Here is a 16002-nt window from a genome sequence, read left to right as displayed (position 1 = left end):
ATGTCGTTGAAGCCGCTGGCGTCTTCGGCAAGCACCGGGATGCCCTGGATGATCGCCAGCAGTTCCGACGAGCCGAATTCGTGCGGGAAGGCTTCGAGCAGCGTGACGTCGATGGCGACGGTGCCGGTCGCACCGGCGGCAATATTGTCGGCGCCCGGAGTGAACATGATCTCGAGCTGCACGACGGGTACGCCGTCCGCCAGAATCGTAAGCAGCTTGCCGTCGGCGCTGAGCTGATAGGTGAAGGCGGTCGAGGTATCCGCGCCGGTCAGGCCGGTTGTGATGCCCGAAATGTCGCCGCTGGTGCCGTTGAAGGGATCGAAAACCACATTTGTGACGGCGCTCGATCCGGCCTGGATGGTGACGATGAAGCTGTCTTCGGAGCCGCCGGGGAGGGCGCTCGAACCACCCGGAAGTTCGGGATCCTGGATGTCGCCGTTGCCGACGCCGCCGGAGGGCAGGATGGAGACGATGTCGAGCGGTTCCTCGTCAGGCTCGACGGGGAAGATGCGGCGTTCCTCGTCGCCGGTGAACTGGAGCGCGGTCGGCGGAAGCAGGCCGAGGATCGGAACGGCGTCACCGATGCCGGGCGGGGTGACGAAAAAGTTTGCACCGGAACTGTCGACCGCTGCGGAGCTTGCGACGAGCGTGCCGTTGGGGCCTGCGGCGATGTTGATCTCATTGCCTTCCAGCGCGGCTATAAGCGCTTCCTGCGGGATGACCACGCCGTCGATGATGAATGTCGGCACGTTGGCGGCGGCATTCTGGATGATGATCTCGCTGCCGTCGGGCTGGATGATGACCAGGTCCTGGCCGCGCAATTCCATGCGTCCGAGCGAGGAGCCGGCAGGGAGCTGAACCTGGTTGGCGCTATCGGCAACAAGCGTCTGGACGGAGCCGGCCTGTCCCGCATCCGGGGCGGCGGCTGCCGACGGGAGGGATGGCCCGGTCGCCGGCGTCTGTCCGCCAATGTCGGCCGGCGCGAGGTCGTTGAGATCTTCGGCCTGCGCCAGAAGGACACGGTCTCCCTCGCCGGTGCCACGAAGAGAGATGTCGCCGTGGTCGTCATTGTTGGCCTGAAATTCGCTTGTACGATCAATAGACATGAGCGTTACTCCCCTTACATGGGGCCGACTTGGCACATGCTTTCGATCGACAATCAATATTGCATTAAGTAAGATGCATATCCAGATATGCAGGAGAAACTATATTTAATTCCTGGTTAATGTCGACGCATAACGGAATATGTATTCCGGCGCCGCGCTTCATTGCTTCCCGGCGGGTCGAATTTAATTCAAATTTGACGATAGGTCTTTCGTTTCGCTTTACCAAGCATATTTCCAGTATCTAAAAGCATAGCGCGTACATTTCTCGACATAACGGGGAAGTCGCCATGAATAAGAAAAGCACAGTTAACCGGTTGGCAACGATAAGTTTTGGGCTTGCGGTAACCTTGTCGGCGCTGACCGGCAGTGCCGCGGCCGGTTCGGCCACCGGCACCGCAGGCGGGGCGCTCGCTTATGCACCTGGCGGCGCGGGGCTGGCGACTGCCGTCAATGCGGTCGGCTATCTTTTTGCATATGCTCGAGAATTCGGCTCGGCCGCGCTTGCGGAGCCGGGCATAGACGGGATCGTCACCGGCGGAACGGCCTCCGGAGGCGCAGCGATCTCTTCCGGTGTCTTCGCCAGCATTGCCATTCCGTTCTTCAACGGCGCCAGTCAGGGCAAGTGGGTGCGGGTGAAGAGCAGTTTTGCCGCATCGGTCGATTGCGGGTCGGAAGATTGCAGAATTCGGAACTCCTACTTCAAAAAATCAGTTCCTTCCAAGTATAATGGAAAGAATTACTTCAAGGTTCTCGACGCGGTCAATCGATCCGTCAATCGCGGCCTGCGTTACAGCCCGGACAGTCAGACCTACAACAAGGTCGACTATTGGGCGACCCCGTCGGAAATCCTGACAAAGGGGGCAGGCGACTGCGAGGATTTCGCAATCCTGAAGTATCATCTTCTGGTCAAGGCGGGGATTCCGGCTTCCAGCCTCTCGCTCGTCGTGCTCAAGGACACCAGCCGCAAGCTCTACCACTCGGTTCTCGCGGTCGGTACCAACAAGGGGTTCTTCATCCTCGACAATGTCGTCGACAGGATCTACCGCGACGCGGACATGCCGCAATACATGCCGCTGATTTCGTTTTCGACCGATCGGGCCTGGATTCACGGCGTGGAAAGCGCCGGCGAGCAACGTCTGGCCCGTTCCGAGCCGGTGGATCTGGCCGCGATCGCGCCCGGCGTGAACTATGAGGGCAACGTCATGTTCGAGGACCTGCCGGCGGAAATGATCGAGAACCTGCGCCCGCGGGAAGATCTCTGAGCCGCGCCGCCGGCGTCAGGCCGTCACGAAACCTATGATCATGCGCTCGGGCAGGGTCGGCGCGAGAACCGCATTGATCGTGCCGCGCACCCGACGATCCCGGAAGCCGAGTATATAGCCGACCGAGAGCGACCGGCTTCCGCTCGTCAACGTCTCGACGACTTCGTCGACCGACATGTCGAGTTGCAGCTTCAGCTGATGTCCGTCGCCCGTCGGATCCATGCCGCTGAAGCTCATGCGCAGGAGGCGCAGGAATGCCGGATTGGTGTGCCTGATCTGCTTCTGCGCGGTCAGTACGAATGCGGGCGAGGGGCAGGATGCAATCAGCGCGTCGAGAGCTGGTCCCGAGGTGGACGTCTGATAGTCCACCACCTTGCGCTGCAGCCATTCGACCGCGAAGACCCGTAGCGACGAGGCGAGGTTCATCTGCCGGTCGTCGATCGAATCGATCGCATGGATGAGTTCGCCGAGGCTGACATTGAGATCTTCCGCGGCCTTGTCCAACGCCCGCCAGAAGCCGCGCTCGAGGCGCAGAGCCTTCCTTTTGCCTTCCGTCGTGATGGCGCGAAAGAACGGCTCCGACGGGTCGGGGTCGCGGGCGGAGAGAAAGGCTTCGACCATGGGCTGGCGGGTCATCGGCATCAGCGTTCCGTCAGTGCTTCCTGCCGCGCCTTGTTGATGGGCTTGAGAATGTATTGAAGGATCGTCTTCCTGCCGGTGAGAACGTCGACGGAACAGATCATGCCTGGCGTGATGTTGTAGCGGGTGTCCTTGTGCTCCAGATAGGCCTTGTCCGTCCGGACGCGGATCTCGAAATAGGCTTCGCCGGTCTTCTGGTCGAGCAGCGAATCCGGGCTAACATTGACGACCGTGCCCTCCAGCCCGCCATAGATCGAGAAGTCGAAGGCGGTGATCTTGATGAGCGCCTTCTGGCCGGGAATGACGAAGGCGATGTCGCGCGGTGAAATCCGGGCCTCGACCAGCAGTTCCTCGGACGAGGGAACAATTTCCGCCACCACGGTGCCCGGCTGGACGAAAGAGCCGAGCGAGTTGATCGCCAGCGTGTTGATGATGCCGGTGACCGGCGAGCGGATGTCGGTACGGTCGACGCGATCGGACTCGCCCCTTTCGGATTGGGCGAGTACCGAGAGTTCCGCCAGAGCTTCCGTCTTCTCCGACAGCGCTTCCTGCCTGAATTGCAGCTCCTGCTCGCGCGTCTGGAGTTCGGCTTCCGCAATCGCGCCCTCGATACGCGGGATGCTTTCCTTCAGGGCGTTGATCTGGCCGGAGGTGTCGTTGACCTCCTTTTGCGCGCGGATCAGTTCCGTCTCGGCCACGAGCTTCTTCTTCGCCATCGGGGCGAGGAGGTTGAGTTCCCTTTCGGACAGCAGCACCCGCCCTTCGAGCGCCGACAGGTTGGCGGCGGCCTCGTCCTTCTCCTTGCGACGCTGAAGGAGCCGCTGCGTGAGCACGTCGCGGGTGTTGCGGAAAGCGTTCTGGCGCGCCTCGAGCAGCTTGCGTTCGTTCTCGCAGATCTTCGGATCGATGTTGAGAATATCCTCCGGGCAGAGAAACGATCCCTCGGACTCGGACCGGCTTTCGTAGTCAAGACGGGCAATCTTGACCTTGACGGCTCGCAACCTGGCCTGAACCTCGCCGAGATCTGAGGCGGTCGTCGTTTTGTCGAGACGGACCACGAGATCGCCCTCCTTGACGATCTGTCCGAGCTTGACGGCGATCTCCTTGACCACGCCGGGTTCCGTGGCCTGGATCGTCTGTGTCCGGGTCGCCGGGATCACCTTGCCCTGGCCGCGGGCGATCTCGTCGATTTCCGTGAAATAGGCCCACAGGGTGGCGCAGACGATCAGGGCTGCAATCACCCAGGCGAGACCGATCGCGCGATGATAGGCGGAACTCATGTGCGGACACCTGCAAGATTGCCCTGCACGGCGCGGACACGGGCGGACAGGTGCTCGAGAACCTTGTCCCTGGGGCCGTCGGCGACGATGCGGCCGCGATCGAGCACGATCAGGCGATCGACGAGTTCGAGCAGGCTGTAGCGATGGGTGGAGATGACCATCGTGACGTCCGGGCCGAAAGAGTCCGAAAGCGTGCCGATCAACTGGCGTTCGGTGGCGAGGTCGAGTGCGCCTGAAGGTTCATCGAGAAAGACGATCTTCGGCTGGGCGAGAAGAAGCCGGGTCATCGCTACGGCCTGACGCTGGCCTCCGGAGAGGTTGGCGCCACGCTCGCCGACGAGAAGGTCATAGCCGCGCGGATGGATGGAAACGAACTCGTCGACCCCGGTCTTTCTCGCGCTGGCGATGATCTCTTCGTCCGTTGCCGCCGGATTGGCCATGCGCAGGTTCTCGCGCAACGTTCCGGTGAAAAGGTCGACCGTCTGCCCGGTATAGGCCACAGCGCCGCGAAGCTCGGCGGGGTGATACTGCCGCACGTCGATGCCGTCGACGCACACGCGGCCCTCCTGCGCGGTGTAGAGGTTTGCGAGAAGCCGGCCGAGCGTGGTCTTGCCGGATCCGATGCGACCGATGACGCCCACCCGTTCGCCCTGCCGGATCGAGAAGGTGACGTCGTTGAGGACCTTCGCATCCGAGCCGGGATAGCTGAAGCTCACGCCCGCAAATGACAGGCTGCCCTGCATGACCTGCCGGTTGACGAAGCCGGCGCTCGCGGGGCGATCCTCCGGCTGGGCCATGATGCCGTCGAGAATCTTCAGGGACAGGAGGGCCTGCCTGAGCCGCGCGAGCGTCAGCGTGATCTGGCTGATCGGCGCGATCGTGCGGCCGGACAGCATGACCGTGGCGATGATCGCGCCGGTGGAGATGTTGCCGAGCGAAAATTCATAGGCTCCGGCAATCACGATGAAGATCGTGACCAGTTGCTGCACGAGGCCGGTCGCATTCGAGGCGTGAGCGGAAAGCAGCTTGATCTCCTCGGACGTCCTCGAGGATGCCTTGGTGAGCAGCGACCAGTTCTTCAGCAGCTTCGCCTCGCTTCGCAGCGACTTGACCGTCTCGATGGTCGAGATCGTCTCGATCAACAGGGCCTGGCGCCTGGACGATTCGTTGGCGGCCTGCGTGACGCGCTTGGCGATGCGGTACTGGGCGACGAGACCGATCACGACCGCCAGTATGAAGGCGATGAGAGGAATGACGAACAGCCAGCCGCCGATCAGATGAATGACGACGAGGAAGATGAAGATGAAGACGGTATCGATGAGCACTGCGACCGTGTTCGAGGTGAAGAACTCGCGCACGAAATCGAGTTGATTGACGCGGTTCGCGTATTCGCCGGTCGATGGCGGCTGGGCGTCGAGCCGGGAATTGAGGATCTTGTCGAAGAGCCGCGAGGAAACCTGCTCGTCGATCCGGCGTCCTGTGGCGTCGATGATGTCGGCGCGTATGGTCTTCAGGAAATAGTCGAAGATCATGGCGAGACCGACGCCCAAAGCCAGGGCCAAAAGGCTCGATGTGGCCTTGTTGGGCAGGATTCGGTCATAGACGTTCATCACGAAGATGGGCGACGCCAGCGCAAGAAGGTTGATGAAGAGGGCCGCGACGACGATGCCGCTATAGCCCCGCCCAAACTGGCGCATGGGGCCGAACAGCCAGTGTTCACGCGAGACATTGGCGGTCCCGTCCGCCAGGTCACGTTCCTGGCTGGAGGAATGAAGCAGTCCGAACTGATAGGCGCGTTCCACCCGCCCGTTCCGGACGATGGCCGCACGGAAGGCCTCGGCATCGAGAGCGAACTCGAAGCTTCGCGCCGGATTGCCGAACTGCAGGACGGCGGGATATTCGACATCGGTTTCCGTGATCGCCCGCGAGCCCTGCGTGCTTCGGCAGAACAGGCCGATGCGATCAACGATCAGCCGGATATGGTTCTCGACATTGTCGAATGTGTCCGGCACGCCGGAGAAAAGGACCGTGCGCGAACTCGGCCGGTCGAAATACTCAGCGACGGCGACCAGTGCGCCCGTGAGTTCGGCAGCCGCATTGCGGTCCATCTCATCGCCAGTGGTGTCCGCTCCTGGATCAGCAAATTGCCCGACCGGTTTCATGGTTGCTGCCCGGACGGCTAGTTTTTCATCGGCGCGAGCAAGTCCATTGGCAGTTCATTGACTTGACGCGAGGGCAGCCGTGCGTAGGTATCCGTCGGCGCGGTTGGGGCCACCTTGAACTCGGAACGGGCGTAGGCCGCGCCTTGCCGGGGGGCGCTGACATTCAATGTGTCGAGCAGTTCGCCGGTGGCTGCGAGAAGCCGGTAATCGGCAAAGAGCGCCGCATATTCCGCCGTCACGGCCAGTACATCGACATTGTAACGGGTGTTCTGCGCATCCAGCACGTCCAAAAGGGAGCGTTGGCCGATGGTGAACTGCTCGCGGTATGACCCGACGAGCCGGTTGTTTTCCTGTGCCTGCGAACGGAGAACGCCGGCGAGTTCGCGCTGGCTGCTTCGCCGCTCCCATGACTGGCGGACCGATTCTTCCAGTTCGCGCTGGACCTGGTCGAGAACCAGCCGGGACTCGCCGACGCGCCGGATCTGCTCTTGTTCGTCGGCCGCGGCGATGCCGCCGTCGAAAATGCGCCACTTGGCAACGACGCGCGCCTGAAGATCGGAGGTTCGGCCGTCGGCGCCATCGATGTCGTTGCCGGCAATTGCCCGGCCCTCCAGCAGCACTTCGGGGCCACGCTTGGCGCGCGCGGCATCGACCAGCGCATCGGCCGCGTCGATATCGGCATTGGCCATGTGGATGCGCGGGTTGTTCTGCCGGGCAAGGCCGAGCGCCTGGTCGACGGACCGGGGCAGGCTGGCAGAAATACTTCCCGGCATGGATGCTGAATCAAGCGGTTTGCCGACGAGTTTCAGGAAGCTGATCTTGGCGTTGGCCAGTTCTTCCCGGACTTCGATAAGCTGGGCGCGTGAAGCGAGTACGCGCTCGATGACCTGCTGGCGATCGGCCGCGGTCAGCGTACCATTGGCCACGCTATCGGCGATGTTGGACTGGATCCGCTGGTGGAATGCGAGGTTCTTTTCCGTTTCGGCGACGATCCGGGCCTGCAGCAGATATTCGAGATATTCGCGCACGACCTGCAGGCCGATATATTCGCTGCGCTCCAGCACCCGGAAGGAGGCTCCATCGACGCGGGCTGCCTGCCGGCGCAGTTCTGCGCTTCTGGCCCCGCTGTCGAAGAGTTTGTGGGTGATGACGACCGAGGCATCGACGGGCGACAGTCCGTCACCGTCGATTCCGAGGGAGCGGCGGGAGGGATTGTCGAGCAGCCGGCCGCCTGCGGAGGCCTCGAGATCGACCGTCGGCAGGAAAAGTCCGCGCGCCTGGCGCAATTCGAACTCGATGGCTTCCCGATTTTCGATGGCTTGACCGATTTCGGGGTTTGCCTCCACGGCAACCGCAACGGCATCGTTGAGGGATATTGCTCCGGCCGGAGTAATCGCGCCGAGGGACAGATTAAAACCGACCAGCGCGCAAGGCGCCGCCGACTTCAAGACTTGAAGAATGTTGTATTTCAGAATTCGCATAAGCAGGCCCCACCCATAAGACTCTACGCGGGGCAATAATACGCCAACCCCCATCCGCGTTTGTAGAAAAACGGGAATATACGGTTATGATAATGAATACAATTATTTTTGTTGCGAATTGTAAGCTTAATCGCAAATAGTAACGGCTAGTTGCATCGCGGCAACTTATATTTTATGTTTTTCTAAAATGTAAAAATCCAAGAATTCAATTGGTTTAGTAGGTGATTTTACCATTATTCGACAAAAACAAGTGCTCCGACGACTGCTTTGCCGTAGAGGTCGATCACATCTTCGTTGGCCATTCGAATGCAGCCTGACGATACGGCGCCGCCAATCGTCCAGGGCTGGTTGGTGCCGTGAATGCGATACAGCGTCGATCCGAGGTAGAGCGCGCGGGCGCCCAGCGGATTGTCAGGCCCGCCCTCCATGGTTGCCGGCAGGATTCGGCCGATCTCGGCTTCGCGCCTGCGCATCTCTTCAGGCGGGGTCCAGCTCGGCCATTCCGCCTTGCGGCTGATCCTCTCCCGCCCCTTCCAGGCAAACCCATCCCGCCCGACGCCTATGCCGTATCGGAGGGCGGTGCCGTCTGTCAGGACATAGTAAAGCCGCCGCTCGGACGTGCGTATGACGATGCTGCCGGGCTTGTATCTTGATTCGAACTGCACGATTTCTCTTGCGACCGGAGACTTGTCGGAGCGCATCATTTTCGGCGTCACCGAGACGCCGGACTTTCGCTCCCAGCGGTTGCTGCCGGGATTGAAGACGAGCCCGCCATCCTCGGCGTGGGTGATGCCGGAAAGGGTCATGCCCAAAAGGGCGAGCAAGACAACGTGAAGTCGCATAACGGCATTCTCCCACACGGTTCTCGCCCGTCAGGCTCGAACGGTGCCGTTCGATGAAGAACCATCCCGCCCGGGACGGCGAACTTACGCCGGGCGGCGAAGAAAGAGTCAATGGTTATTTTTGACAGCTGCACGGCTCGCAGCGCCGACTGAGCGGTTATCGTGCAGCCGCCGTGGATCCGGAGATCATCGCTTCATTGAGGGGATCGGAGCGTCCGCATCGCAAAATCATGAAAGCGTGGATCGCTGACATAGGCGACGTTGAGCCGGATATGGCGTCGCTCGGTGCGCGTTCCCTCCACTTCGAATATCGAGCCGGGGGCGAGGAATATCCCTTCGCGCGCTGCCTTGCGCGTCAGCTCGATGTCGTCGACCCCTTCGGGAAGGGAGACCCAGAGATAGTAGCCTTCGCCGTCCTCGATCTCGGCATGCATTCCCATGCCGTGGAGCATGCGCAGCGCAGAGTTTCGTGCTTCGGAGACGCGCCGGCCGAGCCGTTTCAGGTGATGGCGATAGTGACCGTCGTTGATCACGGTATGGACAATGCGTTCCACGTAGCCCGAAGAATTGACGATCGTCAGCATCTTCATGTTGACGAGATTGGCTATCACCTCCCGCGAGGCGGCGACATAACCGACGCGCAGACTTGCCGACAGGATCTTGGCGTAAGTGCCGACATAGATGACGCGCCGGAGCTGATCGAGGGCTGCGAGGCGCGGTGCGGAAGCCGGCATCAAATCGCCGAAGGCGTCGTCCTCCACGATGACGAAGTCGAGCAGTTCAGCGATCCTGAGAATTTCGTGCGCCCGCCCCAATTGCAGCGATCCGCCGGTCGGATTGTGGGCATGGGACTGGGTGAAGAACATCCGTGCGCCGCTCTGGCGCGCCTTTTCCGCAAGGTCCTCGGCGTCGGGGCCGTCGCGGCCGCGTCGCACGCCGACCATGCGGATGCCGGCGAGCTTGAACTTGGCGAAGAGGGGATAGTAGCCGGGACTGTCGGTCAGCACCGCATCGCCTGGACGCAGATACTGGCGGATGATGAGGTCGAAGGCGTGATTGGCGCCGATGGTCAGGAGAACCTGGTCTATTCCGGCGCCGATGGCGCGGTCGCCCAGAATGCGCGACAGCGACTGGCGCAGCGGCTCGAATCCGATCGGGCTCTCATAGGCGTGTTCGAACAGGCCACGCGGCCCGGACGCAATGTTGCGCAGGTGGCTCTTGAGCACGGAGCCTTCGACCCATTCGGCCGGCGGCCGGCCTTCGCCCAGGCGCACGGTGAAATTGTGCTCGAGCTGCTCGCGCAGAAGGGAGGCCACGTCCACCGCCTCGACCATTCGCGCGGCCACCGGATCGCCGGGCTTGCGCCGGGCGGGCAGGACGTAGAATCCCGCACCATGTCGCGGTTCGACATAGCCGCGCGCCACCAGGCGGTCATAGGCCTCGACGACGGTATTCTTGGATACGCCATACTCCTCCGCTGCCGATCGCAGGGAGCGCAGTCGTGTACCGTTTCGCATCACGCCCTGCTCGATCAGCATGGATATGCGGGCAACGATACGGTCGATCTTGCTGTGGTCGCTGCCGGTCATGGGTCGACTGTTCCTGTGACAAGAGCGGTACAGTGCTGCAAAAGCGGCGGAAATTGTACCTTGTGTATCCGGTACAATATTGCAGATTCCCAGCTAATCAAATGGTCAAATGACCGCGGTTTCCGCCGGCTTTCGGGCATCGGGCGTGAATGCCGCCCATGGGAGGAAAGACGTGAACGCGCAGACTGGCCGCATCAATTCGCGACTCGAAGGGTTTCGCAATCTCACGCCGGCGGAACGCTGGGAAAAGGTCGTCGCCGCCACCGGGCTGGGCGCCGAGGATGCGGCGCTTCTGAGCGCGCCCGGCGCGTTGCCGATCGAGACAGCAGACGGCATGATCGAAAACGTCGTCGGAACCTTCGAGCTGCCGATGGGGGTGGCCGCGAACTTCACGGTCAACGGCACCGACTACATTATTCCCATGGCGGTCGAGGAGCCCTCCATCATTGCGGCGGCCTCCTACATGGCGCGCATTGCGCGTGACTGCGGCGGCTTCGAGACATCCGTCACCGACCCGCTGATGCGGGCCCAGGTGCAGCTCGTGGGCGTCAGCGATCCCTATGGCGCGCGGCTTCGCATCCTTGCCGGCAAGGACGAGATCGTCGCTGCGGCCAATGCGTGCGACAAGGTGCTGGTGGAGCTCGGCGGCGGCTGCCGCGATATCGAGGTCCACGTATTCCCCACGACCCAGTCCGGCCCGATGGTGGTCATGCATCTGATCGTCGACGTGCGTGACGCGATGGGCGCCAATACCGTCAACACCATGGCAGAGCGCGTGGCGCCGCTGATCGAGAAGCTGACCGGCGGCACGGTCCGTCTGCGCATCCTTTCCAATCTGGCCGATCTGCGTCTTGCCCGGGCGCGGGTCTGCGTGACGCCGGAAGCGATGACCACGAAGGATTTTTCCGGCGCGGACATGATCGATCGCATGATCGAGGCCTACAGTTTCGCAGCGATCGATCCCTATCGCGCGGCAACCCATAACAAGGGCATCATGAACGGCATCGATCCGCTGATCGTGGCCACCGGCAACGACTGGCGCGCGATCGAGGCGGGCGCCCACGCCTGGGCGGTGCGTCAGGGGCACTACGCGTCGCTTTCTACCTGGGAGAAGGACGGCGATGGACGGCTTGTCGGCACGCTCGAGATGCCGATGGCCGTCGGCATCGTCGGTGGCGCCACCAAGACCCACCCGCTCGCCCAGCTGGCGCTGAGGATCATGAAGATCAGCTCGGCGGGTGAGCTGGCGCAGCTTTGCGTCGCACTCGGTCTTGCGCAGAACATGGCGGCGCTTCGGGCGCTTGCGACCGAAGGCATCCAGCGCGGTCACATGGCGCTGCATGCCCGCAACATCGCCATCGTGGCGGGTGCGCAGGGCGCGGAAATCGAAGCCATCGCCAGAAAGCTCGCCGAGGCGCATGACGTGCGCACCGAGCGGGCACGGGATCTGCTTGCCGAATTGCGCAAGGAATGAAACACCGTCCGGGTCGTGACGGAGGCGACCCGGACAAACGACTGCCGCCGGCAACAGCCGGGGGATGACCCTAGGGAGGACTACCATGACAAACAGCATTTCACGCCGTTCGCTTCTGCAGTTGACCGCTGGCGGTGTCGCCGTCGCCGCGGCCACGCGCCTTGCGACACCCGCCATCGCCCAGGACGCCAAGGTCTCCTGGCGCATCCAGTCGCTCTGGGACGGCGGTACGACGCCGCAGAAGTTCGAAGAGATGTTCGTCCAGAAGGTCGCCGAGAAGACCGGTGGCGCATTCGAGCTCAAGCTCTTCTCGGCCGGACAGATCGTTCCTCCCGCGCAGTCCTTCGACGCGGTGCGCGGCGGCGCCTTCGAGATGATGAAGACCTATGACGGCTACACGGCTGGCAAGATCCCCGCGCATGCCTTCACGGCGACCATCCCGTTCGGCTACAAGAAAACCGAGGATTTTCTCGCCTGGTTCTACGAGAAGGGCGGCCTGGAAATGGCGCGCGAATCCTATGCCCCGGCCGGCCTCTTCTACATCGCGCCGACGGTCTACGATCAGGAGCCGATCCATTCGAAGGCCGAGATTCGCAAGATCGCGGATTTCGAAGGCAAGAAGGGCCGTTTCTCCGGTCTGGCCGCGACGGTCATGGGCGCTTTCGGCGTCTCCGTCACCCCGCTTCCGACGGCTGAGGTCTATTCCGCGCTCGACAAGGGGCTGATCGACATCGCCGATCGCGGCGATCTTCAGGCCAATCTCGATGCAGGTCTCGGCGAGGTTGCGAAATACATCATCCTGCCGGGGGTCCACCAGCCGACCACGGCGACGTCCTATGTCGCCAACCAGAACGCCTATGACCAGCTCCCCGACGAATTCAAGGCAGCCCTCGAGGAGGCGGCCAGGGAAACCGGCAAGGCGCTGCAGGACAACAAGACCGAAACCGACGAGACCGCTCTGGCCGCCTTCAAGGAGCAGGGCGTCGAAGTCATCGAACTCGAGGAACAGGACGTCAAGGACTATCGCGTCAAGGCCGTGGATGTGTGGCGGAGTGCCGCCGGCGAGGATGCGCTCGCCAACAAGATCCTCGATTCCCAGATTGCGCAGATGAAGGAACTCGGGCTGATCGCCTGAGCTTCCCAAGGGGCGCGCCAGTTATGCTGGCGCCCCCGTCTTGCACAAAGGTAGAGTACGCATCCTGATGCCAAGTCCCATCCGCCAGTTCATCGCGGTCATCACCTGGATCAACCGTCAGGTCTTTCGTCTGGCGACCGCGCTGATCCTGGTCATGGTGCCCATCATCCTGATTGCCGTCATCTCGCGCTACGCGTTCAATGCGCCGCTGGAATGGGCGATGGAACTGGCGACGCTGATGTTCGGCCCGTATTTCCTGCTTGCCGGTCCCTACCTTCTGCACACCCACGGGCATGTGAACCTCGACCTCGTCCAGCGCGCGATGGGGCCGCGCGCAACCCGCATCCTGTCGATGATCAACTATCCGGTCATCATCGCCTTCTGCGTGATCCTTCTCCTCTACGCCTGGCCGTTTGCCGTGCAGGCCTGGGAGTATCGCGAAACCTCCTTCTCGTCCTGGAACCCGCCGATCTGGCCGGTGAAGTTCTTCATCCCGCTGTCGCTTCTGCTTCTCGGTCTCCAGGCCGTCGCCGAATGGCTCCGTATGATCTTCGATCCGACTGCCGCGCTTGAGGACACCGATCACGAGGCGGCAGGCTGATGACCTCGACCGAAATCCTCATCATCATGTTCGGAGGCCTGACGGTCTTCCTTCTGGCAGGTCTGCCGGTCGCCTTCGTTCTCGGCGGCCTGTCGGTGATCTTCACCGTCCTGTTCTGGAATTCGAGTGCGCTCGTCATTCTTGTCCTGCAGATGTACGACACGATGAATTCCGAAGCGCTGCTCGGCATTCCGCTCTACATCTTCATGGCCATCCTGTTGCAGAAGTCGGACGTCATCCGCGACCTCTATACGGCCATGGAACTGTGGTTCGGCCGCGTCCGCGGCGGGCTTGCCATCGGCACGGTCGTCATCTGCATCGTCATGGCGGCAATGACCGGCGTGGTGGGCGCGGCGGTGACCGCCATGGGCATTCTTGCGCTGCCGGAAATGCTCAAGCGCGGCTACGACCCGCGGCTCGCATCGGGGACAATCTGTGCCTCCGGTACGCTCGGCATCCTCATTCCGCCGTCGATCCTGACGATCGTCTATTCGGTGACCGCCCAGGTTTCGATCGGCAAGATGCTGATCGCGGGGATCGTGCCGGGTCTGATCCTGGGGTCGCTCTATATCGGCTACATCGTGCTGGTCAGCATCCTGAAGCCGGAAATGGCACCGGCGGGCGAGCTCGACCGCCAGCCGAGCTGGGGCGAGAAATTCGCGGCCCTCAAGACCCTTATTCTGCCCTCGATGATCATCGTGATGGTGCTCGGCTCGATCTTCTTCGGGATTGCCACCCCGACAGAGGCTGCCGCCGTCGGTGTCCTGGGGGCGGCGCTGTCCGCCTTCCTGCGCGGCACCTTCACGCGCGCCAATATCTGGGATTCGGCCACCGGCACGATGAAGGCCACCGGCATGATCCTCTGGATCACGCTCGGCGCGAAGGCCTATGTCGCGATCTTCACCGGGCTCGGCGGCGCCGACACGCTTCTCGGCATTCTGGAGGGACTGAATGCCAATCCCTACGTGGTCCTGGCGATCATGATGCTGATCCTGGTCTTCCTCGGCACAGTACTCGACGAGATCGGCATCATTCTTCTCACCGTCCCGGTCTTCCTGCCGATCGTTCAGTTCTACGGGTTCGACGAGATCTGGTTCGGGGTGCTCTTCGCCGTCACCATCCAGATGGGCTATATCAGCCCGCCCTTCGGCTACACGCTCTTCTACATCAAGGGCACGCTGCCGAGAGATATCGGCATGGGCACCGTCTATCGCGGCATCCTGCCTTTCTTCCTGCTGCAATTCGTCGGCATGCTGATCTGCGCGGCGTTCCCGGGTCTCGTGACCTGGCTGCCGGACCTGATGCGGTGATGTGATGAGCGGAGACAAGGTCACCATCGTCGAGGTCGGTCCGCGCGACGGGCTTCAGAATGAAAAGGACTTCGTGGCGACGGACCGAAAGATCGCACTGATCGACAGACTGTCCGACTGCGGCTTCGACCGCATCGAGGCGACCAGTTTCGTCTCGCCCAGATGGGTGCCGCAAATGGCGGATGCCGCCGAGGTGATGGCGCGGATCAAGCGTCGGCCCGGCACGGTCTATTCGGTGCTCACGCCGAACCTGAAAGGTTTCGAGGCCGCGGTTGCCGCCGATGCCGGCGAAGTGGCGATCTTCGGCTCGGCGTCCGAGAGCTTCAGCCAAAAGAACATCAACTGCTCGATCTCGGAGAGCCTGGAGCGATTCCGGCCCGTGGCGGAGGCTGCGAGAGAGGCCGGCATTCGTTTGCGTGGCTACGTCTCCTGCGTGGTCGAATGTCCCTATGAGGGGCGGATCGAGCCCAAGGCCGTCGCGCTGGTGACCGCCGCGCTGATCGAGATGGGCTGCGCGGAGGTAAGTCTCGGCGACACGATCGGGCAGGGCACGCCGGACACGATAGAGGCCATGCTGGACGCCGTTCTCGCTGTTGCTCCCACCGAACGGCTCGCCGGCCATTATCACGACACCAACGGACGGGCCGTCGACAACATTGCCGTGAGCCTCGAAAGGGGACTGCGGGTTTTCGACGCCTCCATCGGCGGGCTGGGCGGTTGCCCCTATGCGCCGGGCGCGGAGGGGAATGTCGACACGCTCAAGGTTCACGATGCGGTGGCCGCACTCGGCTACGCGACGGGGCTCGATCGCGCCAAGCTCGAAGAAGCGCGCGTGATGGCGCTTGCGCTGCGCATTCGCGCGCCAAGCTGACATCTGCGTGTCGCCGGCGGCGCGCTGCCGCCCGGTCTTCACGCTCTCCTTTCCCGCAACGAGAAGACTCGTCGGCTGACCGGATCCGCCATCCCGGGAGGTGCGGCGGCGGCCGGGCGTTTTCATTTGTCCCGCCACAGATGCCGGAACTATGTCCAAAAGCCCGATTATTGCGCATTGCAGTGCAGGAAACTTGATATTTGACAGGCAATTTTGGCCTTGGTATTCATTTGTCCAACAAATAAACAGT

The 16002-nt window shown here is 62.2% G+C and carries 13 protein-coding genes; 6 read left to right on the top strand and 7 right to left on the bottom strand.

Translation table 11 applies throughout. The annotated features are described in order from the left end of the window. A partial coding sequence (locus E2A64_RS17680) for a hypothetical protein (RefSeq protein WP_133285834.1) occupies nucleotides 1-1106 on the bottom strand: 1106 nt, incomplete at its 3' end. Between the two features lie 287 nt (nucleotides 1107-1393). Here E2A64_RS17680 and E2A64_RS17675 point away from each other — a divergent pair. After that, the gene (locus E2A64_RS17675; protein WP_133285833.1) at nucleotides 1394-2368 is read left to right on the top strand and encodes a transglutaminase-like cysteine peptidase; all 975 of its coding nucleotides are present in this window, start codon (nucleotides 1394-1396) and stop codon (nucleotides 2366-2368) included. 15 nt (nucleotides 2369-2383) lie between these two features. On the opposite strand, the gene E2A64_RS17670 is transcribed toward E2A64_RS17675, so the two are convergent. From E2A64_RS17670 to E2A64_RS17645, 6 genes are all read right to left on the bottom strand, one after another. Further along, complete coding sequence (locus E2A64_RS17670) at nucleotides 2384-3010, bottom strand: ribbon-helix-helix domain-containing protein (protein WP_133285832.1); 627 nt, start codon at nucleotides 3008-3010, stop codon at nucleotides 2384-2386. Then, the gene (locus tag E2A64_RS17665; RefSeq protein WP_133285831.1) at nucleotides 3010-4287 is read right to left on the bottom strand and encodes an HlyD family type I secretion periplasmic adaptor subunit; all 1278 of its coding nucleotides are present in this window, start codon (nucleotides 4285-4287) and stop codon (nucleotides 3010-3012) included. The genes E2A64_RS17670 and E2A64_RS17665 overlap by 1 nt, the downstream gene beginning before the upstream one ends. Next, nucleotides 4284-6395 (bottom strand): type I secretion system permease/ATPase, encoded by a 2112-nt coding sequence (locus tag E2A64_RS17660; RefSeq protein WP_133285830.1) that lies wholly within the window; start codon nucleotides 6393-6395, stop codon nucleotides 4284-4286. The genes E2A64_RS17665 and E2A64_RS17660 overlap by 4 nt, the downstream gene beginning before the upstream one ends. A 71-nt stretch (nucleotides 6396-6466) precedes the next feature. Further along, nucleotides 6467-7930, bottom strand: a complete 1464-nt coding sequence (locus tag E2A64_RS17655) for a TolC family protein (RefSeq protein WP_133285829.1) — start codon at nucleotides 7928-7930, stop codon at nucleotides 6467-6469. Nucleotides 7931-8163: 233 nt separating this feature from the next. Continuing rightward, a complete protein-coding gene (locus E2A64_RS17650; RefSeq protein ID WP_244598360.1) occupies nucleotides 8164-8772 on the bottom strand; it encodes a L,D-transpeptidase in 609 nt (202 codons plus the stop codon). Nucleotides 8773-8966: 194 nt separating this feature from the next. Beyond that, complete coding sequence (locus tag E2A64_RS17645; RefSeq protein ID WP_133285828.1) at nucleotides 8967-10361, bottom strand: aminotransferase-like domain-containing protein; 1395 nt, start codon at nucleotides 10359-10361, stop codon at nucleotides 8967-8969. Nucleotides 10362-10533: 172 nt separating this feature from the next. On the opposite strand from E2A64_RS17645, the gene E2A64_RS17640 reads away from it, so the two are divergent. From E2A64_RS17640 to E2A64_RS17620, 5 genes are all read left to right on the top strand, one after another. After that, the gene (locus E2A64_RS17640) at nucleotides 10534-11835 is read left to right on the top strand and encodes a hydroxymethylglutaryl-CoA reductase, degradative (RefSeq protein ID WP_244598359.1); all 1302 of its coding nucleotides are present in this window, start codon (nucleotides 10534-10536) and stop codon (nucleotides 11833-11835) included. Nucleotides 11836-11920: 85 nt separating this feature from the next. Then, nucleotides 11921-12970, top strand: a complete 1050-nt coding sequence (gene dctP / locus E2A64_RS17635) for a TRAP transporter substrate-binding protein DctP (protein WP_133285826.1) — start codon at nucleotides 11921-11923, stop codon at nucleotides 12968-12970. A gap of 67 nt (nucleotides 12971-13037) precedes the next feature. Beyond that, nucleotides 13038-13571 carry a TRAP transporter small permease subunit gene (locus E2A64_RS17630; RefSeq protein ID WP_133285825.1) on the top strand — a complete coding sequence of 178 codons (534 nt, stop codon included), beginning with the start codon at nucleotides 13038-13040 and terminating at the stop codon, nucleotides 13569-13571. Further along, complete coding sequence (locus E2A64_RS17625; RefSeq protein WP_133285824.1) at nucleotides 13571-14881, top strand: TRAP transporter large permease; 1311 nt, start codon at nucleotides 13571-13573, stop codon at nucleotides 14879-14881. The genes E2A64_RS17630 and E2A64_RS17625 overlap by 1 nt, the downstream gene beginning before the upstream one ends. A 4-nt stretch (nucleotides 14882-14885) precedes the next feature. Next, nucleotides 14886-15752, top strand: coding sequence for a hydroxymethylglutaryl-CoA lyase (locus tag E2A64_RS17620; RefSeq protein ID WP_133285823.1), 867 nt, complete (start codon nucleotides 14886-14888; stop codon nucleotides 15750-15752). Nucleotides 15753-16002: the final 250 nt, after the last annotated feature.

Origin of the sequence: Pseudohoeflea suaedae (assembly GCF_004354915.1) — a bacterium.
In the GTDB taxonomy this organism is placed as follows: Bacteria; Pseudomonadota; Alphaproteobacteria; order Rhizobiales; family Rhizobiaceae; genus Pseudohoeflea; species Pseudohoeflea suaedae.
Note: the sequence above shows the minus strand (reverse complement) of the source record. Positions and strands in the feature narration are given on the sequence as shown.